The 21,451-nt window shown below is 47.9% G+C and carries 13 protein-coding genes; 9 read left to right on the top strand and 4 right to left on the bottom strand.

From position 1 onward, the window contains the following. Window positions 1-2 precede the first annotated feature (2 nt). Both GJR95_RS06845 and GJR95_RS06840 read left to right on the top strand, forming a co-directional pair. Window positions 3-2,111 carry a M56 family metallopeptidase gene (locus GJR95_RS06845; RefSeq protein WP_162385164.1) on the top strand — a complete coding sequence of 703 codons (2,109 nt, stop codon included), beginning with the start codon at window positions 3-5 and terminating at the stop codon, window positions 2,109-2,111. 55 nt (window positions 2,112-2,166) lie between these two features. After that, window positions 2,167-3,324: a DmpA family aminopeptidase gene (locus GJR95_RS06840; protein WP_162385163.1), complete on the top strand. Its 1,158-nt coding sequence runs from the start codon at window positions 2,167-2,169 to the stop codon at window positions 3,322-3,324. Between the two features lie 4 nt (window positions 3,325-3,328). On the opposite strand, the gene GJR95_RS06835 is transcribed toward GJR95_RS06840, so the two are convergent. Beyond that, window positions 3,329-3,976 carry a class I SAM-dependent methyltransferase gene (locus GJR95_RS06835; RefSeq protein ID WP_162385162.1) on the bottom strand — a complete coding sequence of 216 codons (648 nt, stop codon included), beginning with the start codon at window positions 3,974-3,976 and terminating at the stop codon, window positions 3,329-3,331. A gap of 323 nt (window positions 3,977-4,299) precedes the next feature. Here GJR95_RS06835 and lgt point away from each other — a divergent pair, with 323 nt between their 5' ends. From lgt to GJR95_RS06800, 7 genes are all read left to right on the top strand, one after another. Beyond that, a complete protein-coding gene (gene lgt / locus GJR95_RS06830; protein ID WP_162385161.1) occupies window positions 4,300-5,322 on the top strand; it encodes a prolipoprotein diacylglyceryl transferase in 1,023 nt (340 codons plus the stop codon). A 346-nt stretch (window positions 5,323-5,668) separates the two neighbouring features. Further along, on the top strand, window positions 5,669-6,343 hold the full coding sequence (locus GJR95_RS06825; protein ID WP_162385160.1) for an RNA polymerase sigma-70 factor: 675 nt from the start codon (window positions 5,669-5,671) through the stop codon (window positions 6,341-6,343). A 57-nt stretch (window positions 6,344-6,400) separates the two neighbouring features. Then, window positions 6,401-7,411, top strand: coding sequence for a FecR family protein (locus tag GJR95_RS06820; RefSeq protein WP_162385159.1), 1,011 nt, complete (start codon window positions 6,401-6,403; stop codon window positions 7,409-7,411). Between the two features lie 10 nt (window positions 7,412-7,421). Continuing rightward, window positions 7,422-10,844: a SusC/RagA family TonB-linked outer membrane protein gene (locus GJR95_RS06815; RefSeq protein ID WP_162385158.1), complete on the top strand. Its 3,423-nt coding sequence runs from the start codon at window positions 7,422-7,424 to the stop codon at window positions 10,842-10,844. 24 nt (window positions 10,845-10,868) lie between these two features. After that, window positions 10,869-12,338, top strand: coding sequence for a RagB/SusD family nutrient uptake outer membrane protein (locus GJR95_RS06810; protein ID WP_162385157.1), 1,470 nt, complete (start codon window positions 10,869-10,871; stop codon window positions 12,336-12,338). Window positions 12,339-12,364: 26 nt separating this feature from the next. Then, window positions 12,365-13,786, top strand: coding sequence for a sulfatase family protein (locus tag GJR95_RS06805; RefSeq protein WP_162385156.1), 1,422 nt, complete (start codon window positions 12,365-12,367; stop codon window positions 13,784-13,786). Window positions 13,787-14,205: 419 nt separating this feature from the next. Then, complete coding sequence (locus tag GJR95_RS06800; RefSeq protein WP_162385155.1) at window positions 14,206-15,276, top strand: acyltransferase family protein; 1,071 nt, start codon at window positions 14,206-14,208, stop codon at window positions 15,274-15,276. Window positions 15,277-15,385: 109 nt separating this feature from the next. Here the strand turns inward: GJR95_RS06800 and GJR95_RS06795 are convergent, their stop codons facing one another. The 3 genes from GJR95_RS06795 to GJR95_RS06785 form a co-directional block, all read right to left on the bottom strand. Next, a complete protein-coding gene (locus GJR95_RS06795) occupies window positions 15,386-16,171 on the bottom strand; it encodes a M15 family metallopeptidase (RefSeq protein WP_162385154.1) in 786 nt (261 codons plus the stop codon). 41 nt (window positions 16,172-16,212) lie between these two features. Beyond that, the gene (locus GJR95_RS06790) at window positions 16,213-19,713 is read right to left on the bottom strand and encodes a patatin-like phospholipase family protein (RefSeq protein WP_198424815.1); all 3,501 of its coding nucleotides are present in this window, start codon (window positions 19,711-19,713) and stop codon (window positions 16,213-16,215) included. A gap of 390 nt (window positions 19,714-20,103) precedes the next feature. Beyond that, window positions 20,104-21,408: a serine hydrolase domain-containing protein gene (locus GJR95_RS06785; RefSeq protein ID WP_162385153.1), complete on the bottom strand. Its 1,305-nt coding sequence runs from the start codon at window positions 21,406-21,408 to the stop codon at window positions 20,104-20,106. Between the last annotated feature and the right edge of the window lie 43 nt (window positions 21,409-21,451).

The following is a 21,451-nucleotide window of genomic DNA, read 5'->3' as shown; positions in this document are numbered from 1 at the left end:
ACATGCAGCCTCTACACACCTCACTCTCCGGGTGGCAACACCTAACCCAGGCTCTATGCCGTACACTAGTTCATTCGTTGTGGCAGGGGCTGCTGTTGGCTGCTGTAACGGCAATTGTGGTCGTATTGACCAGAAAATCCAGTTCTACTTTACGTTATCAGCTTTTTGCCTTTCTATTTTGCCTGTTTGTTATCGGTAGCGGTTTTACGTTCTATCTGCAATTCAGTCAGCTGGAAACCAGTCATTCAGCTTTAACGAATTTATCAAAACCAGCAAACACCAGCCGCTTTTCGTCCTACATGCCTGTTGATTTTCAGGAAATTGGTAGCGGAGCAACTGTTAGTTGGCTGATGGATTCAGTGGCTGCAAACGCTGCGTTGATTGTAACAATCTGGTTTATCATCTTCAGCGCCCGATTTGTGCAGGCCATGGCCAGTCTGGGGCATATTCAGCGAATCAGGCATCATAAAACGCACAAACCAACAGAACACTGGGCGGATAAACTCCGTGGACTGGCTCAAAAAGTAGGTGTGAAAAAGGCTGTTTTGTTACTGGAGTCAGAGTTGGTTAACGTACCGACCGTGGTTGGGTTACTAAAACCTGTCATCTTGCTGCCCATTGGGTTACTGGCTCAATTGCCGGTTCATGAGCTTGAAGCCATTCTGCTGCATGAATTAGCCCACATCAAACGAAAAGACTATCTGGTCAATCTAATGCAGAGTTTTGCCGAAAGTGTTTTCTTTTTCAATCCGGCGGTATGGTGGGTGTCGGCGCTGATTCGGGAAGAGCGCGAACACTGCTGCGACGATATGGCGATCGCCATTAGTGGCAATAAAACCTCGTTCATCAACGCATTGGTCGCTTTTCAGGAGTACAATCTGATTCGGCAATCGTTTGCGATGATGCTTTCCCGGAAACGTAATCACCTGCTGGAACGGATCAAACGAATAGTTTACAACAATAACCAACCACTAAATGCCATGGAAAAGATTTTTGTGACGTCGAGTATCGCCATTGCCGTTTTTGTAACGGTTGCTTTCGTCCCCTCGTCCTACCACCAGAAAATCAGGGAGAATTATGCCACAATCTTACCCGGTAGTCGACTGGTTAAACCGTCGTATAGTTCTGTGCAACCAGATACCTTGCCTAAAACGACGAGTATCGAGCATACTGAAATAGACAAGGCCGGAACGGGCACCTATAACATAACCAAAGACGGAAAGAAGTATCAGTTCATTGAGAAAAACGGCCTTATTTCCTCTTTGCAAATCAATGGCAAACAGATTCCAGATGATCAGGTAGCTACCTATAAAGCTGAAATCGATACGATTATCAAGGATTTAAAGGAAGCCCGGCGAATGGCCGAAATTGATCGTAAACAAGCCGAAAAAGCAAGAGGCCAGGCCGAGCTGGCCAGAAAACAGGCCGAGAAAGCAAAGGTCTATGCTGAAAGAGAGCATTTGTCAGCAATCGTGGCAAAACAGAAAGCCGAGCTAATGCAAATGCAGGCCGAACTAAGAACAGAAGATAAACAGGTTCGGGCGGCTATGGATAAGTTAAACTCCATGAAAGATGCCGATTTAGCTTACAAAAAGGCAGAACTTCAACTAGAACTGGATCAATTACGCGCACAGACAGCTAAATTAAGGGACGAGGCATTTTTAAAAGCCAAAATACAGCAGGATAAACTGCATGCCGGAAACGCTGATCACAACCTGGTTGAGTTACGCGAACATGCCGAACAGGTAAAACGGATGGCGGAGGATAACAGGAGCTTGGCTTTGATGGCGAAGCTCAGGGCCGAAGAAGCACAGGGAATGGCTCAGGTTGCCAAAAAACAGGCCGAACACGCAAGAGTAAGAGCTGAAGAAGCGAGAATCTATTTTGAAAAAACAACCCGTGGCGTCATCGACGACCTGATCAAGGAAGGAATCATCACCGATAAAAGCGATCTGTCATTCAGACTGTCAAATGATGAATTAGAAGTAAACGGAGTAAAACAACCCGAAGCGGTACATCAGAAATTGAAAGCAAAGTATGTGAATGAAGCCGGTTTCGAAATAATTTATAATCATAACGGTCGAACGGGCATTAGCAAAATGGCTAAATAATTTGACTATGCCGATAAGACCCGTAATTTGAGCCGATCAATACGTGTCTTATTGAATGATAAACTATCTGCTTGCTTTTCTGCTAATTACGGCAACGGTTGTACAGGCTCAAACAGCCACTAAGCCAAGAGCCCGTGATGCAGGCATACCATTCAATGGTACGCCCGGAGAATACAATGCCATTACCGACGTGCCGGGTGTATTGGTGGGTTATAAAACGCTCATCGAAGGAAAAGGAAAATGGATGCTGGGTAGCGGCCCGATCCGAACGGGTGTAACGGTAATATTGCCAGCTGGGAAAACGACTAAAAGTTACCCGGCTGGTTATTTTATTTTTAATGGTGATGGTGAAATGACCGGCATTCCCTACATCCATGATTACGGAACGGGTTGCGGCCCTATCGGTATTACCAATACGAATAGTGTTGGCGTGGTCAGAGATGCTATTGGCAGTTGGTCCCACCAACATTTTGCGTCTAAAAATCCCCTCGATTTTGCGTTCGGTCTGCCTATCGTCGGCGAAACCTGGGACGGTGTTTTGAATGATATCAACGGCTTACATGTCCGGAAGGAGCATGTTATGGCTGCGCTGGATGGTGCGTCGTCGGGGGCAATTCAGGAGGGTAACGTTGGCGGAGGTACGGGTATGATCTGTTATGCCTTTAAGGGCGGAACGGGTACGGCTTCGCGCGTGATAAAAATTGGCAATCAGACCTATACGGTGGGTGTATTGGTTCAGGCCAATTTTGGGCGCCGACCCGATTTGCTGATCGCCGGTTTGCCAGTTGGTCAGGAGATTACGGATCTAATGCCGGTGCTGAATGAGAAAGACGGCTCAATCATTGCAATCGTTGGAACGGACGTGCCCCTTGTTTCATCGCAGTTGAATCTGGTCGCTAAGCGCGTCACAATGGGTATCGCCCGAACAGGTACCTACGGAACCAACAGCTCCGGCGATATTTTTATGGCCTTCTCAACTCAAACAGCCGAACAGGACACGCTGACGAAGTTAACAACTTATCGATCAGTCGATAAGTCGAGTCTCGATGTTGTGTTTAAAGCAACGGTCGAAGCCACCGAAGAAGCTATTATTAATGCCCTGGTAGCTGCCGAAACGATGGATGGCATTAATGGTCATAAAGTGTATGCACTACCACACGACCGTTTGCAGCGAGTAATGAAAAAGTACAATCGCCTGGAAAAGAAAGACTAACGCGTTATTTTAAGTGCCAGACTTCGGTTGAGACCATGCCTCCTACGCAAGGCTGCCGTTTCTGAAGAGATAGACCGGCCTCCGCAAGAAGCCGTTGCCAATCAGCCAGTTGCGTAGTTCCTATGCCAGCCGTCAGTCGAAAAAAACGGATCATGGTCCACAGCAGCGTTTTTTGCCACCAGACATCTGTGACTACAAAGTCTGTAACCAGCCAGATCCCGTTGGGTTTAAGCGCATTTCGGAGTTGAGGTAGTAGTGTGGATTGTAACGTTTCTTCTGGGAAAAGATCGAGCAGAAAAGGCGTTATAACAATGTCGAATTGTTCGTCTTTGTGCAAATGCATGATCGTATCTACCCGATATTCGACCGTACCCAGGACTGCTTTCTGGATTATTCGCTGACTGGTCAGCGCTACCATTTGAGCCGACGCTTCGAGGTAAAGAACCCGTCTCGGATTCCGCTCCACCAAAAGCTGTTCGAGCAACCAGCCAGTGCCACCACCTGCCAGAAGCACCGATGCATTTTGCGGAATAGTAGGTAAAAAGACAACCTGCGCCTGTTGAAGTTTTCTCCCAAATACCACACTTGCCAGTAAATCATAAACGGGCGCAATCCAATCGAAAGTAGAGGAAAATCGGGTTGTTTTTCCCATTGATTAACTTGACAAAGTGTTTAGGTACAGTAGTAGTACTCTTCCACTTTATAATTTATACGTAATTACAAACCTATAAGGTTTCAAAAACCTTATAGGTTTAACTTAGCCGAGCACTAGTTCGTCAAATGTTGTCGTATAAGCACGGGCATATCAATACTTGTTGATGCATTGCCCTTCAGACTAAACGAACAGAGTAGTCAGGCCATAATTCGAGATTCTGTGTATTTAAACGCTAGTTCGCTGATTTAGCAGGCACAGGGAAATCAGAATTAACGATATTTTGGGATTACTTTGCGTAATGCCACTTATATAACAAGATTATGCTTCAGTATATCACTTGGAACATTGATCCTGAGATCATTCGTATCGGCTCCTGGCCCCTTCGGTGGTATGGGTTATGCTTTGCCGCCGGATTTCTGATCGGACTCCAGCTAATGACGTTCATCTTCAAGACAGAGAAAAAACCGCTATCTGATACTGATCCACTATTTATAACGATGGTCGTTTCAACCATCTTAGGTGCAAGGTTAGGTCATTTTCTTTTTTACGAGCCTGCCATGTTTCTGCACAACCCATTAGGGATTATAACCCCTCCTTTCGCTGGTCTTGCCAGTCATGGAGGCATAATAGGCATTAGTATTGGTTTGTGGCTCTATTCTCAACGTGCATCCAGCAAGGCGACTGGTCAAACGTTTTTATGGCTCACTGACCGCGTGTGTATCATAGCTGCCCTTGCCGGAGCTTTTATCAGGTTTGGCAATCTGATGAATTCAGAAATTGTTGGTAAGCCAACCGACGTACCCTGGGCTTTTGTGTTCTTGCGGAATCAAGAATTTAGTCAGGTAGCCCGTCACCCAGCCCAACTCTACGAATCGTTATCCTATCTGGTGCTGTTCTTTCTGCTACTTTGGTACTGGAGAACGTATCGTACCCAATCGGCACCAGGTACGATGTTAGGAATATCTTTAATCTGGGTATTTGGCCTACGGTTCCTCTGGGAATTCTTCAAAGAAAATCAGGTTGCTTTTGAAGACAGGATGAGCCTGAATATGGGTCAAATTTTGAGTATACCGGCTGTTTTAGTTGGCTTATCTCTGTTGCTGAGAAATTTTATCAGACCCACTCTGTTCGTTCCAGTGGCATTAGTAATCCAGTCAACTAGCCTTTGTTACCGTTGTGAGCACACATCATCATTACCCGATTCGAGTAAGGATCATCAGTCAAGTTGGTCAAATGACTGCGACGTACTCACTATTAATAAACAAGCTTTCAACATAAGACTTTTACAAGATCACATAGCAAATCTGAAACGGCCTGATTCTAAAGTCAACCACATAATTTGACGGTAGTGACTGTTTGCTTAGTTACACAGTTTGCAGGTGGCCTCTGGGAGCCATCCTAGAGTTAAGACAGATCCAACGGAAGAAAAATCAAACAGACAAGCTTACTGCAAAGTCGTGATGCCAGCATCCATGACGTTGGGATGGTCAGTTACTGTCATGACTTTTTTTGCCTACTCAGGCTATTAAAAATGCCTTACAGCGTGATTTGGAGGCTTTTTATAACAAACCCGTCGGATGGTGAAAATTTTTACTGAAAATGTCCTGTTTGCTTTAAGGGTTTTGGATAGGTAAATGTGTCTTTAAGTTAGAATGGTTATTAGTGAGCATACGATTAATCAATTACAACATGCAACTAATCAGTACCTGGCAAACTGACGCAGTGACCGAATCAGTACCTTTATCGACTATGGACGCATCATCACCAGATGAGCTGGAGCCGTTGGCTACCGATAAAGAACTGTTTATCCGCCGAACGTTCAAAACCGACGCCCAATTGGGTTGCGAGTTGCTTTTTCGGCAGCATTATGTCGCCCTTTGCAGTCATGCTGTGCGTTTTGTGGGGTCAAAAGCTGTTGCCGAAGACCTGGTCGCCGATATGTTCTGTCAGTTTTATGAACAACAGATTTTTAGCACCATTACCACTTCTTACCGGGCTTATCTCTACAAAACCATTCGGAATCAGGCCTATAATTACATTCGGCAGACATTCCAGCGCGATGTATCGCTGGAGGAAGCCCAGTATCAGACCACAAAGGAGCACCAGCAACCAGACGCCATCACCCAGTATGATGAACTCTATCAGGATGTAGAAAAAGCGATCGAGTCCTTGCCTGTACAGCGCCGACGCATTTACCTGATGTACCGCTTCGAAGGAAAGAAATACGGAGAAATTGCCAGTGAGCTTGGCCTTTCGGTTCGAACGATTGAAGTACAGATCCGGCTGGCCAGTCATGCGCTGAGGGAGTTATTGAAAGATCGTTGGTTTCTTCTGAGCATCAGTGTATTAGTTGATTTTTTCTAACCTGTATTTAAGGGTTTTCCAACACCAAATGTGTCATCCTACTAAATACTCCTGGACATGAATCAACTCGTCAATAAACAACTTATTTTCGACTCATTTGCGGGCAAGGCAACTACCTTGCAGCGGAAGCTGATCGATGAATGGTGTGAAGATCCTCGCCATGAAGAACTATTTTATGAGTGGCTGGAAGAATGGGAGCAATCTCATTTGCAGTACGTAGCCGATCAGCAAAGCGCGCTAACGAGCTATACCAATTTTTTAACCAGTGATCGCCCGACGGACGTGCAGGCAGGTGAAGCAATACGTATGGCATTACCCACGCCTACACGTCGAAACTGGTTGCTTTGGGCAGTAGCGGCCTCCGTTGCCATCATGGTGGGCAGCTTTACGTTTCGTCAGCAACTACTGAATAAAAATTACGAAACTGCGTATGGTCAGACGCGCGTCGTTCAACTGGAAGATGGCAGCCAGGTAACGCTCAATGCCAACTCCACTTTACGAGTACCTCGGTTTGGTTTCGGACGCGAAACCCGCCAGGTTTGGCTGGATGGTGAAGCGTTATTTTCAGTTACACACATGGCTAACAATCAGCGATTTGTGGTCAAAACCGACAATGGGGCCGATGTTGTCGTGCTGGGTACAGAATTCACATTGTATGCCCGACCTCGGGGTACGCAGGTCGTGCTGCAGCGAGGGAAGGTTGAACTCCATTATCAGCAGGCAGGCCAGGGCGAACAACAGGTAACCCTCAAACCAGGTGATCTGGTTAACCTGAAACGCAATGGCGTTGCCCGTCTGAAGCCAATCCCGCAACCGGCTAACTATGCGGCCTGGCGGGACCATCGGTATGTCTTTGAGGAGACCTCACTCAAGGAAATTACGTATCTGTTCCAGGAAAATTTTGGTATGAGCCTGGAAATTTCCGATCCCGAAACGGCAGCGCTGACGTTATCGGGTGCCTATCCGGCTCAAAGTGCGGATGACTTATTATCCATTATTGCCGAAGCCTTAAACATTCGGATTACCCGGCAGGGCGACAAAGTGCTGCTGGCTCCCCAACCTATTTAACCCTTCTTGTATGCTTTCCTGTTTTACTGGCCTTCCAACGCTGGGGCTGGTAGTTTGCCTGACTTTTTCCGGTCAATCAGCTACTGCTTTGCCCGTTTTCGCCCCGCAGCCGATTCATTCGCCTGCCAGAGTTACCGACAATACGACACGATTATTAACCGACGCCCTGAAAGATCTCAAACAACTTTTCGGGGTAGATATCCTGTATGGCGATCAGCTCGTGCGGGGTCTGGTCGTACCGACCAATATCATTGATCAGAAAGTCGACCTGGAAGAAAACCTGAAAATGGTTCTCAAGAATACCGGGCTTCGCTATCGTAAAGTAAAAAACGGGGCTTATTTAATAACTGGACATCGGGTAGATAAAGGCCTGTCTACCAGTATAATAGGTTTGCCAGGTGTTAGCGCCACCGGATCATTGACCAGCCTGGAAACAACGGACGTCAACGCAAAGCCGGGCTTGTCCAATGCAGTCTCGGAGAAGAATCTACAGGCAATTGACCAGGCCATTGCTGGGCAGGTTATCGATGAAAACAAGGCTGGATTACCGGGTGTCAATGTGCTCTTGAAAGGGACAACTCGAGGAACTACAACGGACGTCGACGGGAAATTTAAACTGACTATCTCGGAAGGAGGGAATGCTACTCTGGTTTTTTCGCTGGTGGGATACACGTCTCAGGAAATCGCTATCGGCACGAAGTCGACGATCGATATTCAATTAATGCCCGATAATAAAACCCTAAATGAAGTCGTCGTCGTCGGGTATGGAACCGTTAAGAAAAGTGACATTACTGGCTCGCTGGGTTCGGTGTCGGCCAAAGAATTGACGGCCTATCCAACCATTAATGCCGTTCAGGGACTACAGGGACGCACTCCCGGTGTACAGGTTTTACAGAACTCGGGCGAACCCGGTACAACCCTGAGTGTACGCATTCGGGGCGGTAACTCATTGCAAGGAAGTAACGAACCGCTATATGTCGTAGATGGCTTTGCCTTGTCGGGTGCGCCAAACGCCATCAGTCCAAACGATATTGAATCGATGGAGGTCCTGAAAGATGCCTCGGCAACGGCTATCTATGGCTCCAGAGGGGCGAATGGTGTTATCATCATTACAACCAAACGCGGTAAAGCGGGCAAAACCCAGATATCGCTGGATAGTTATTATGCTGTGCAGCAGGTAAATAAAAAAATAAACCTGATGAACGCTCAGGAGTTTGCTACGTTAGCCAACGAACGGGCAATCAATGATGGCTTTGCCCCTTATTTTACCCCCGACCAGATTAGTGCCTTTGGGCGGTCACCGGGCACCGATTGGCAGGACGTTATCTTCCGCCAGGCACCGATGCAGAACCATACGCTGTCGGTAACGGGAGGAAATGAGAATACGCAATATGCGGTGTCGGGCAATTATTTTGGCCAACAGGGTATTATTCGGGGCTCAGATTACAACCGGGAAAATTTCCGTGTCAATCTGAATCAGAAGCTGGGGGATAAAGTCCGCCTGTTCTATAACGCGGTACTGACCAATACGGATCGCTCCCAGTTGTTGAACGACAACGGACAGAAAGGCAGTACAGTAATATCGGCTGCGCTGGGTTCCCCACCCACTATTGCTCCCTATGATAATTTGGGTAATTACAGTTATGTGAAGCCCTATGCGTTCAGTCCTAACAGCCTGGAGAATCCACTGGCGCTGGCCGAAGCCCGGCACCAGAAAAACAACGAAGTCTATATCCTGACCAGTGCCGCAGTTAGTTATGAGCCCGTTAAAAACCTGACCCTACGCTCATCGATCGGTATCGAAAATAGCTCGATCCGGGGCGATTTTTATTCCCCGGCTGTAATTTCAACGACCCCCGCCGGTTCGGCAACTATTACCTACGGCAGTCGGGCCAATATCCTGAATGAAAATACGGCTACGTATATGCCTCAACTTCCAGCCAATCACGAGTTAACGCTATTAGGAGGTGTTACGTATCAGCAGGAAAAAAGCCGTTCGTTTGCAACCAGTTCTACCGGCTTCAATTACGAAGGACTGGAATCGGAGAATATCGGCGTAGGGAGCAATCCAGGTGTACCGACCAGCACTTCCTACAAATGGGCACTTTTCTCCTATCTGGCCCGCGCTAACTATTCCTATAAAAGTCGGTATCTGCTGACGGCCAGTATTCGGGCAGATGGTTCATCCCGCTTTGGCGTCAATAACAAATGGGGCTACTTCCCCTCAGCGGCCTTTGGCTGGCGTATCATCGATGAACCATTTGCCCAGAATATACGAACCATTTCAGACTTAAAACTTCGTCTTTCTTACGGGATCACGGGTAACACGGCTCTTTTGCCCTACCAGACGCTGTTTACGTTAAGCCCCGTCAACACGGTCTACAATGATCAGCTTTACGTGGGCCAGTTAACGGGTTCTTTGCTCGTCAATCCTGATCTGAAATGGGAGTCGACCGGGCAATTTAACGCGGGTTTGGACATTGCCATTTTACGAAACCGGTTTTCCTTAACCCTCGATTACTACCAGAAAAACACGCGGGATCTACTGGCTACCGTACCGCTTCAACAATCAACCGGCTACACCAGTACCATACAAAATATCGGACAAATTCGTAACAGCGGCATCGAGTTGGGGTTAAACGCCAACCTGATCAATAGGAAAGCCATCAAGTGGGATTTAAACGTCAATTTTACCCGGAATCGCAACGAAGTGGTTCAACTCGCAGGCGGAAGTGATGTGTTTGGCACACTCCTGCAACAGCCACTGTCGGTAGCCGTTAACCTGATCCGGGTTGGCCAGCCCGTGGGGGTTTTCTATGGGTATCTGGAAAACGGTCTGGATGAAAAAGGGGCTATTAAATACCAGGACCTGAATGGGGATGGGGCTATTACCCTGGCCGACAAGACCATTATCGGCAATCCGAACCCCAATTTTCTGTATAACTTCAACACAAACATTTCTGTCAAAGATTTCACCCTTACAATGTTCTGGCTGGGGAAACAGGGCGGAGATATTTTCAATGCCAACTTGACCAATCAGGCCAGTAGCATGTACTTTGGCGAAAACCAGATTAAAGATGTCTTCGATAATCACTGGACAGTGGCCAATCCAAACCCCAACGCCAGGTATCCGAAGATCAGCGCCAGTACATCCTTTAAGGAGTCGAATCGATTTGTAGAGGACGGTTCCTTCCTGCGCCTGAAGAATATACAATTGGCCTACAATGTACCAACAACCAAATGGGATTTGAAATGGCTCCGCAGTGCGCAGCTCTATGTGAGTGGCCAGAATTTGCTCACGTTTGCCAACTATTCCTGGTTTGATCCGGAGGTCAATACGCTGGGAGGGGCTTCCTCCATTTCGGTGGGCATCGACCAAACCGGCTACCCCTCCGCCCGTACCTATACGATTGGTGCCCGCATTGGTTTCTAAACCCTACTTTTCTGCCAACAAGCCATGAGAAAAAATATTATATTCTGTCTACTCAGTACGAGCCTGCTGACTTTTTCCTGTAAGGAAATACTAATCGAAAAGCCCGAAAGTTTGTTGGCCACGACGAACTTTTACAAAACGGCGGCTGATGCTAACTCGGCAATCAGTGCGGTATCCAGTACACTCCATACCACTACGTTATACGGTTTCCGGTATCTGGCTCATACGACTGCTCTAGAGGATTATGCATCCGGACAGGGATTTTACATTCCTATGTCGCAGTATCAGATTACGACACCCATCATTGCCGTAACGGATCAGTTTTGGGCGGGATTTTACAAAACCATCGATGCGGCCAACCTGGCACTGAAGTACATTCCCGCTATTTCGATGGATGAAACGCAAAAGAAACAGTTACTGGGTGAAGCCTATTTTCTACGGGCGCTGGCCTATTATAATCTCGTCAAAAACTTTGGCGGGGTTCCTGTTCGGACTCAACCAACACAGGATCTGACGGCTGTTGGCGGCAAGCGCGAAACCGTCGAGACTGTCTATGCACAGATTATAGCCGATTTAAAACTAGCAGAGACCAGCCTGCCCCTGACACAATCGCTTGCCGGTAAACCCACCTCAGGCTCAGCAAAAACGATGCTGGCGGATATTTATTTAGTGCGGGAACAATGGGCTAATGCCCGCGATAAAGCCGAGGAGGTTATTGCGTCGGCAGCTTACTCGCTGGTTACTATAAAGCAGTCTGCTGATTTTGAGAACATTTTTGGCGCTGGTGTTGTCACGACGGCCGAAGAAATCTTCTCCATTAAGTTTCAGCGGAGTGTGGCCGCGGGTTCGGCGCTGCCTCAATTCTATCATCTGCCGACCAGCCTCTGGGCCATAAACGGCTTCGGTACGTTCTTCGGTTTCCCAACCTACCCGCTACTGCGCGACTGGGCCGACACGGATTTACGGAAAGGGTATAATCTGTATACCGCAGGACCCAACAAAGCAGGCACTATTGTTGCCAACAGCGCGACACAACCCATTCGATTTGGAAAATTTAAAGATACAGGTGCTCCGGCTTCGATAGCCAGTGGCAACGATTTTCCAATCTACCGCTACGCCGATGCCTTGCTGATTTATGCGGAAGCGGCTAGTCAGGCTAGTCAAGGGCCAACGGCGCTGGCGGTGGAACGACTGAATATGGTTCACAGAAGGGCCTATGGCTTTGCGCCGGGAAGCCCGTCATCGGTCGATTTTACGTTAGCTGGTCAGACAGCGGCCACGTTTCGGGATTTAGTCCTGAAGGAACGGGCTTATGAATTTATCGCAGAAGGTAAACGCTGGTATGATCTCGTCCGTACGGGCACCGCCAAGTCAGTCATTAAAGCAGCAAAAGGTATCGACATTCCAAATTCGGTCTTACTAATGCCGATTCCCAAGCAGGAAATTGATAATAATCCGGATATTGCCCCGACAGATCAGAATCCAGGTTATTAAATCCTACCCTCAACTTAGCTAACAGCATGATTAATCGCATAAACACCCATTTTTGGGGAAGTCTGCTCCTGGTACTTTTGGGCTTTCCGGTAGTTGCTCAATCGCAAAAAGCACCGAACATCATTGTTATTCTGGCCGATGATTTAGGCTACGGCGATTTGGGGTGTTATGGTCACCCAACTATTTCAACGCCAAATCTGGACCGAATGGCCGTCGAAGGCATGCGCTTCACGGAGTTTTACTCGGGCGCTGCCGTTTGTACACCCAGTCGGGCGGCACTGCTCACCGGTCGGCTTCCGGCTCGCACGGGTGTGTACGGTAAAGGGGATGTATTCCGGCAGAATTCGGCCAGCGGTTTGCCCCTGAGCGAAGTAACCATCGCCGAGATGCTTAAAGAGAAAGGCTATGCAACCGGATTGGTTGGTAAGTGGCACCTTGGCCATCTGCAGGAGTTTTTGCCGACCCGGCAGGGCTTCGATTACTGGTTTGGTACGCCCTACTCCAATGACATGGGGAAAGTCTTTACGACAAGTAAAGCGGGTGTTTATGGCATACCGCCCGGTCCTCGTGCGAACGCTCCGGCTTTGCCCCTGTATAAAAATGAAACCATCATTGAAGAAGAACCGGATCAGCATTTTCTGACCAAACGCTATACCGATGAGGTCATTCAATTCATCAAACGGAGCAAAGACAAACCGTTTCTGATGTATTACGCCAGTAATTTTCCCCATACACCCCTGTATGCCTCGCCCGATTTCGAAGGGAAAAGCCCTCGTGGTTTGTACGGTGATGTGGTTGCGGAGTTAGATTGGAGTGTGGGGCAAATACTGAAAACGCTGAAGGAACTTAAACTGGATCAGAACACGCTTGTTGTTTTCACCAGCGACAATGGTCCCTGGCTCGTTCAGAAGGATCACGGCGGCTCAGCGGGCCTGCTGTATGAAGGTAAAAATTCGACCTATGAGGGCGGAATGCGCGTTCCGGGTATTGCCTGGTGGCCTGGTAAAATTAAAGCAAACGTGACCAGTAACGCTCTTATGAGCAATATGGACCTGCTCCCAACGATTGCTGCGGTGGCAAAAGCAAGTTTGCCTAAAGACCGGGTACTGGATGGAATTGACCAATCCGGTGTACTGTTTGGTCAACAAGAAAAAGCTCGTGAAATGCTGCCGTATTACCTGAATGAGCAGGTTTATGCAATCCGTAAAGGTTCCTGGAAGGCCCATTTCCTGACCCACGCATCCTATTCACCAGCAGCCCCGGACGTACACGCGACTCCGTTACTCTACAATATCGATAATGACCCCAGCGAAAAATATGACCTGGCCAAAGACTATCCTGAGATTGTGGCGGATTTGACCAAAGAATACGAAAAGCAGAAAACGTCCTTTACCCTTCCGCCTTCAGAAATCGAGAAGGTGCTTCCTAATCCGCAAAAACAGAATTAAGGGATGTATCGGATAAAGACCATTCGCTTAATTTAAACCTATAAGGTTTTTGAAACCGCAATGGCGGCCCGGCTTATAGGTTTATAATCAACCCCATTCATGACTAGTACGTATAAACTATAAATTGGTAGAGTACCAGTCGATAGTGTTAACTGCCCTTTTATTGCATGAGAACTCTGATTGCAATAGGAGAAGGAGGCAGTACGAAAGGACTTCTTGCTGTTTTACGGCTTCACCAAACTGATCATGCTGTGCTGCCACAATCACTTGATTTCGATTATAATAACTCTCAACTACAACCAGTCATCTACGTTTTTTTAACAGGCGCTTACCATTCATGATTATTGATTTCGCCGTGCCGACTCAGAAAATATGACAAAATTTGCGCAGGTTCTAAGTAAAGACGCAACCGTTTACGCATGGGAGAAATAAATTCGGCTACGATAAGCACAAAGCAACACTTTGTTATTCTGGATGGATTGCGCGGAGTGGCAGCACTGGCCATCGTAATCTTTCATTTCATGGAGTGGGTGTATCCCGATCCCAGCCGGAATTTTATCGCCCACGGTTTTTTAGCCGTCGATTTTTTCTTTTGCTTATCGGGCTTTGTCATCGGCTACGCGTATGACGACCGAATCCGTCTATTGGGGCTCGCAGCGTTTTTTAGACTACGATTGATTCGATTGCACCCCCTTGTCATTTTAGGATCGGTACTAGGTTTGCTGGGGTTTCTGTTCGATCCGTTTGCGGCTCAGCCCGGTTTAATTGGTCGGGCAAACCTATTGCTGACCTTTGTTTGCTCGATATTCCTCATTCCGTTGCCCATCATGAAAGAACGGGCTTTCAACCTGTTCAGTTTTAATGCGCCAGCGTGGTCATTATTCTGGGAATACATGGCCAATATCATTTATGCCCTTGTATTATACCGGATCGGCCGTCGCTATCTGTCCGTATTCATCGTACTGGCGGCAGTAGCACTCTGTTTCGTTAGCTACCGGGCAGGAAATCTGTTGGGCGGATGGGCAGGGTCTAACTTCTGGGATGGCTGTGCCCGTGTAGCGTACTCGTTTCTGGCCGGGTTATTCATTTACCGGGCCAACTGGATACTGAAGAATAGCCTTGGCTTCACGGGTGTGGCGGGACTACTTATTCTGGCATTTCTCGTGCCCTTTACCCGATGGAACTGGTTGGTCGAACCGATCATTGTGCTATTCTATTTTCCAGCCCTGATTGCGGCTGGAGCAGGGGCTACCCTATCGCCTGGACTTAAAAAATTGTGTGTGTTCTCGGGCAAACTTTCCTATCCGCTCTATATGACCCACTACGGGGCTATGTGGATCTTCGGCAGCTATTTGGCCAGTCAGAAACCGGATACGCTGCATCTGTCACTGATTGTGGTAACCGGGGGCATTTTACTTGTTGTATTCGCCTATCTGGTACTGGTGCTATATGATGAGCCCATTCGACGTTATTTAGCCGGCCGTCGGTAGCCGGAACCTATGCTATGAAGTGGGCCACATGACTGGTAAATTAGTTGTGTAAAGCGTATAGCGCTAATCCACTAGTTTTGTGGTGATTGGGGTGTCGCTTTTCTTTTCTTTACGTCAATTGAGCAACTTCAAAATGCATTCCATCCAGGCGGCTTTTAAAATGCCCTCCCCAGAAAAAACCGTGTCTGTTGGCAATGGGTACAAGTTCGCGCACACACCCCGGCTTGCCCACTAAGGCTGGCGTAGTCCCAAGCTTATTCTGGGCTACATTGATATCGAAAGCTGTTCCGAATGCATGGTTACTCAGGGTTGTTCTGCTCCCTCGGATAAATCGGGGGACAAATGAACCACCATAACTTAACACTCGATCAATCAAACCCGCGCTCTCCCACTCCGCCCACATGTCCTGAAGTTGTGGCACGGCGAGTCGATGAAACGGAATCGTTCCAGATGCCGGTGCGCCAGGTATACCGGCTAGTTGTGAAATAGTTACGTTTACAATATTGTTATCTTGCCAATTTCCCAGAATCTTAATATTCTCGGGGTTCCCAGGAACAGGAGCGGACTCAAAGGTGAATTTTCCAAACAGATCCTGACGTGCTTTCAGGCCAATTAATGCCGGAAAATCGGGTCGTGGGGGCCAGTTAGGCCCTTCCATTGCGGTATCTACATTGGTAAGTACGGGGAAATTCAGTTGCATGGCTATCCCCACCGTTTTGTCGCCTACGACTCCATCAGGAAGGAGTCCATGCTGTTGCTGAAAAGCCACTGTAGCTTCATGAGTTCTCGGTCCGAAATCACCATCGGCTTTACCTATTTCAAACCCCTGCCCAATGAGAAAAAATTGCCATTTTTTAACATCAGCGCCGTTACTGCCTTGTTTGAGTACCTGCATATGTTTACTTGTTTTAATTATGAATGACTGTTCGGCAACGGTTAGAAAGGTTTCGCCAAATTTGAGGGGCTGTTAATTTTTTTTATTTTTTTATTTAGTGCCCGGATGCAATCACCCCACTTCGCTTTATTGAAAAAGTCAACCGGCGATAGGTTAAAGTCCTTTTTAAGGTCAGTTTTTATACATTCCATCACATACATGCCAAGCGCCCGATAGCTTTCAAACTGGCTTTCGCTGAAAAACTGATCGCCTGTGGATTCATGCGGAAAGGCTTTCTGAACTGATGCATAATTGAAGATATCGCGAGGCTCCTGGCCGTAGAAGGCGGGTTTGATGTACAAAAGAATCCCATCCGTTTCCGCAAAAGTCAACGGGCTATCTTCTTCGATGTTGGTGATGCCAGCGTTTGATTTTGATCGTTTCGCTTTCGTTCCACTCCTGGCAGGAATTCCGCAAGGGCCTTCCGAATAGCGGATCCGACCAATAGCCAGGTATTTTTTGGGTTCGGAAGTTACAAAGGTGCGTGCGTAGATATCAAACCCCAACGGAAAGTCGATTGAGATTCCCAGATCGATTCGTATTTTCCGAATGGCATTGCCGAGGTCTTCCAGCGTACAGGTTCCATCGCAACCGGCGTCGGAAACGACAATCACCCGATTCCGGCGAAGTACCATTTCATACAAACCCAGGTTTTCAAAATGCCCGCCATCCGACAGATAAACATACGGGTTGACATCGTCGGTATTGCCCGTCATTTCGTCAAGAATTGGCTTAATGGTCAGCGTTGGCGACGATTTGTGGAACGTTTTGTCGCCCGCGGGCCCCGGATTGCCTAGCCACCAGCCCAGCCGAACATTGAACAGTGTCATCAAAAAACCAATCACCGGGGAAGAATGATAGCCCTGATTTGGGCTCGCAGCCGCACCGGAAATAGTCATCGCCGTTCCCAGGGTTATCCCTTTCTTCCCGCCATAATAGCAATCATCTTCATCGGGGTCCGGACAGCCTTTATTATCTTCCAGAAACGTGCGCCGATAACCCAGATATAGAGCGCCCCCATGAAGGGGCGAAACAGTGAATGACTCGGCCTTACGCTCCTGCCACGCCAGATTCTTTCCGGCTACCAGATTTAGGGCAATGTTGATGATATGGAACGGTACTTTTCGGTTTATATCTTTTTCGGAGATTGTTCGGGCATAGGAGTTTGGCGGACGCATACAGCCCATATAGATATTGTCGGTTTCATCAAAGCCCGTAAACGGATCTGGCTGGCGTTCGCCGGGTGGACGGGAAGCGCCCAGATAGGCTCGAATCAGCCGCATGCGATAGAGGGCATGCAGAGAAAACTTGTTCGTATTGATTGGCCAGCCTAACAACCCACCCGCCACCGTAAGCCCTACCATGACACTAAGTGGTACAATCGGGTTGACACATGCCAATTCTCCGGCATTGAATTTAAGTAGGTGATACTGGTTAATGTCAATCCAGGAGATAACCCATCGGATCAAAATCATGTCGAGCAGCGACAGTAAAATGAACAGGCTGATGGCAGCGATAATAGCCACCACGGGTAAAGTCAGGTAGGGAATCAGTCGGCTAAGGGCACTTGGCGCTCCTTTGTTGGCGTCCTTCTCTTTGCCCGCCGTTTTCGAACTTTGTCCCAATAGCGCGGTCAAAATCCCCGACCCCAGTCCAACACCGGCCGTTGTGGATATTCCAATGGCTCCGGCAAGTTGATTCGCCAGATTCAGCCCGTGCAGAACGAGGCCCATAGTAACCAGCCAGCCGGACGCCAGGATCAGCAACCAGGCACTGTAGCGGGCTGTCCATTCGCGTTCACCATCATCAGTCATCACGCTCATTAATCCCTCAAACACATAACCCGCCAGCAGCAACGAAATCGTGTATCCAGGTACGGCTAGGCAGGTATAGGCAATCCCGTCGGCGATATGCACATAACTTGTATGCAACAGTTTGGCTGTCAGTAGCAACAGAAACCCAGCGAAGGCACCGGTAAAAATGACAACAACTGGTTCCAGCAAGCGCTTCCACCATTGCTTCTTTTCCTTTTTCCGCTCCTGCGACTGAAAAGGAATCGACCCAGCCCAGCCCAGAAAATGCGCGACTGTGGTTCCTCCCATAATGACCCAACCACCCCAGGCGAAAATATCCAGACCATCGGGGCCGTTTAGTTTCAACGACTCTCTCAGACCCATCAGAAAATACGATGTTTCGGGATTCAATTGCTCAAACCAACGCCAGCCCAGCATCCAGCAAATGATGGCAAGCGCTAAAGGAAGCAGGCAAAACCACAGAAAGGCTGACTGATCTCGCTTTGATTCGACCTGTTGCTCTTTCTTGTAAACAGCCTCTGAACGGGGTCGAAACGCATGGACAAATCCAGTACCAATAATCGTACTTAAAGCACCCAAAGCCACGATAGCAGTTATCCAGTATGGCGCATTGCTCATGTTGAGTTCGACCAGCGATGCGATGACCCACGGCAAGGCGGTAAATGCAGCCAGCAGGGGCAGAATGATTAGCCACAACAACAGCAGATTACGCAGGTAAATCGCCCCTAACGTCCAGCTATCTGCCGAAAATAGCCCCAGCACCGGGCTCAGGTAGTTGCTATATCGACGAAGGTGACGCACCGGAATAGCCTCGGGCTCAAGGGGCGATTCGGCATGCTGCCGTAATTTTTCATTCACTGCCTGAAACCCTTCATTATGAATCCAGGCGCTGAGCCAGCTCCCCAGATAGCCACCTCCCGACACTGTGGAGAGGTACGTAAATTTATCCAGCAGGTCAACTTTGACGAGACCTTGTAAAATACCCATCCCAAAGGTGGCGCTTCGAATACCCCCGCCGGAAAAACAGAGCGCAGTCTGACCACTTTCATACATCAGCCGGAAGATCTTAGCCAGCCGCCGATCATCGACCCGCTCAACGTAGCCAACGAATGTATCTTCGAGCAGAAACCGATTGAGCAGTTGCTGCTTTTCGGATGAATAGGTCGGCCCTTGCATCCATTTCATAGTCAAACCAGCAGTAGCTAGTTGAGGAGGTTCTTTTCCTGTCGGGGATTTAACCGGTTTTTTCTGGTGATACTTAAGTAAACCGCGAGTATAGGGCCTCAGTGGATCGTTCGTCATCCAGGGTTCTGTTGTCGGCAAATCTTGTTTAAGTTTTTCCGCAAGAACCGTTCTAATCAGGTTTAGTTTTTCCTCCCTGCCGAGTGTCGCCACTCCAGAATCGGCTGTTTTAAGCCATTTTGCCAGCTTTATATAACGAAGTTCATTGGGTAAAGCCTTTGTCGTAGCTAGTTCGGTAGCTTCCGTTAGCGTAAGCCATTTCTGTAGTTCACCCAACAATTCATCTTCGTTTAACAGTACAATTTCGCCAAACCAGTCTTGATACTTAGCATACTGTTTAGCCTGTTCACCCTCCGGGGGGGCACCGTGTACATGCTCGTATTCTTCCTCAAGAATTTCACACGGCCGAAGCGAACGGTTCTTATCCTTAATGGTTGGATTATTCATAGTTTGGTGTCAGAGGAAACAGGCTAAAGTATCTGATGGTGAAATAGTTATTTGGCCTGTTTTGATTTTTACGATATCGAACCCAATGCATATCAAACTGGATGGTGCAGGCAAAGCTGCCGAGTCTACGCTCTGACAAATGAACCCCTATTTCTGGGCGGAATCAATGGGGAAATCCCCGTATCTATTGCGGGTTTGTGGGTATGATTTATTTGCTGGTCGCCCACTCAGCTCTGTCCGGCATGTGCAGTCCAGACAGTGTAAGATGCTACATGATTTAAGCAGATCACTGTCGACATTAGTACAAAGTAGGTTGCAGGGAATGGAAAATAGAAGGTCAACTACTTTATAACCCGACAAGTGTTCTGGCTTATGAAATCGATTTATTCATCAATCGTTTATCGCCTGGTACACCAACGGTTTAAACGCTTTGTCAGTATTTGTAACATACGGCCCCCACATTTGCCGGTAAATCAAGACGAGCATATCCTCTTTAGGATCAACCCAATAGGAGGTGGAAAACACGCCACCCCAGGAATAAGTACCTGCCTGGCTGGGGGTAAATCGACTGCCATTTTCTGAAATAACCAAAAAGCCAAACCCGAATTTATTATCGCTGGCATGATCACCAACATTAGGACTCAGGTCGCCAATTTGATTCATGGTCATCAGACGAACCGTATTGCGAGCCAACAGCCGTACACCCTTGTATTCGCCACCATTTAACAACATTTGCAGGAAAACCGCATAATCATAAATGGTGGTTGACAAACCGCCACCGCCCGAAAAATAGTCATGTTTTTGGAGTGGGTAGTTCATGTCGAGTGCGCCACCAAAAACCGAGCTCTGCTTTTGGATTCTTCCAGTAGAATCGCCCAGGAAAAAATTGACCAGTCGGGGGCCTTTTTCAGGGGGCACATTAAAATAAGTATCGTTCATTCCAAGGGGCTGACAGATCCGCTTCAGAAAAAAATCCTCTAGTGTCAGACCTGACCATTTCTCAATCAAATAACCTAATACATCCATATTTAACCCATATTTCCATTGTTCACCGGGTTGAAAAAAGAGCGGCAGACTACCCAGGCGGGTCATGGCGTCGGAAAGCTTCTGGCCTTTTGTGCCAACTCCACCCGTCAAATTGTTTTTTGCATAAATGGCACTCTCTGCCGGAGGCCCGATGGCTGGATAGCCCAGGCCCGATGTATGGGTCAGCAGATCACGGATCGTGACAGGTCGTTTGGCCGGAACGGTCGTATAAGTGGTGTCTTTTGCCTGGAAGCTAGCCAACACTTTTTGATTGGCGAAGGAGGGAATGAACCTGGAAACCGGATCGTCCAGCGAAAACTTTCCTTCTTCCCACAGCATCATCACGGCCACCGTTGTGAGTGCCTTTGTTTGTGAGGCTACCCGAAAGATTCCGTTTTTATGGAGTGGCGCATTCGTCGGTTGATCATTGTATCCATGCGCTTTGTAAAAAACAATTTTGCCATGACGGGCTATCAGAACTACTGAACCATTTACCCATTTCTGCTTGACCCAACTACTCATACCAGAATCCAATCGGGCAAGGCGGGCAGCAGAAAAGCCGCCAGCTGCCGGTGCTGCTTCTGTCAGAATTTTAGCTTGTGCCTGGGCCGTGCTGGAGTAAACAATAAACGGAACCAGAATAAACAGGGCGGCTAGGTAACGGTTCATTGTAGAGAATGGTCGAAAACAAACAAGTAATAAAATACGGAAG

The organism is Spirosoma endbachense, from assembly GCF_010233585.1.
Taxonomy (GTDB): Bacteria; Bacteroidota; Bacteroidia; order Cytophagales; family Spirosomataceae; genus Spirosoma; species Spirosoma endbachense.
The sequence above is the reverse complement of the archived record's forward strand: the minus strand, read 5'-3'. Positions and strand labels throughout refer to the sequence as shown.

Coding starts and splice junctions, on each gene's coding strand:
- GJR95_RS06845 (WP_162385164.1), top strand. CDS start 3: ATGCAGCCTCTACACACCTCACTCTCCGGGTGGCAACACCTAACCCAG.
- GJR95_RS06840 (WP_162385163.1), top strand. CDS start 2,167: ATGATAAACTATCTGCTTGCTTTTCTGCTAATTACGGCAACGGTTGTA.
- GJR95_RS06835 (WP_162385162.1), bottom strand. CDS start 3,976: ATGGGAAAAACAACCCGATTTTCCTCTACTTTCGATTGGATTGCGCCC.
- lgt (WP_162385161.1), top strand. CDS start 4,300: ATGCTTCAGTATATCACTTGGAACATTGATCCTGAGATCATTCGTATC.
- GJR95_RS06825 (WP_162385160.1), top strand. CDS start 5,669: ATGCAACTAATCAGTACCTGGCAAACTGACGCAGTGACCGAATCAGTA.
- GJR95_RS06820 (WP_162385159.1), top strand. CDS start 6,401: ATGAATCAACTCGTCAATAAACAACTTATTTTCGACTCATTTGCGGGC.
- GJR95_RS06815 (WP_162385158.1), top strand. CDS start 7,422: ATGCTTTCCTGTTTTACTGGCCTTCCAACGCTGGGGCTGGTAGTTTGC.
- GJR95_RS06810 (WP_162385157.1), top strand. CDS start 10,869: ATGAGAAAAAATATTATATTCTGTCTACTCAGTACGAGCCTGCTGACT.
- GJR95_RS06805 (WP_162385156.1), top strand. CDS start 12,365: ATGATTAATCGCATAAACACCCATTTTTGGGGAAGTCTGCTCCTGGTA.
- GJR95_RS06800 (WP_162385155.1), top strand. CDS start 14,206: ATGGGAGAAATAAATTCGGCTACGATAAGCACAAAGCAACACTTTGTT.
- GJR95_RS06795 (WP_162385154.1), bottom strand. CDS start 16,171: ATGCAGGTACTCAAACAAGGCAGTAACGGCGCTGATGTTAAAAAATGG.
- GJR95_RS06790 (WP_198424815.1), bottom strand. CDS start 19,713: ATGAATAATCCAACCATTAAGGATAAGAACCGTTCGCTTCGGCCGTGT.
- GJR95_RS06785 (WP_162385153.1), bottom strand. CDS start 21,408: ATGAACCGTTACCTAGCCGCCCTGTTTATTCTGGTTCCGTTTATTGTT.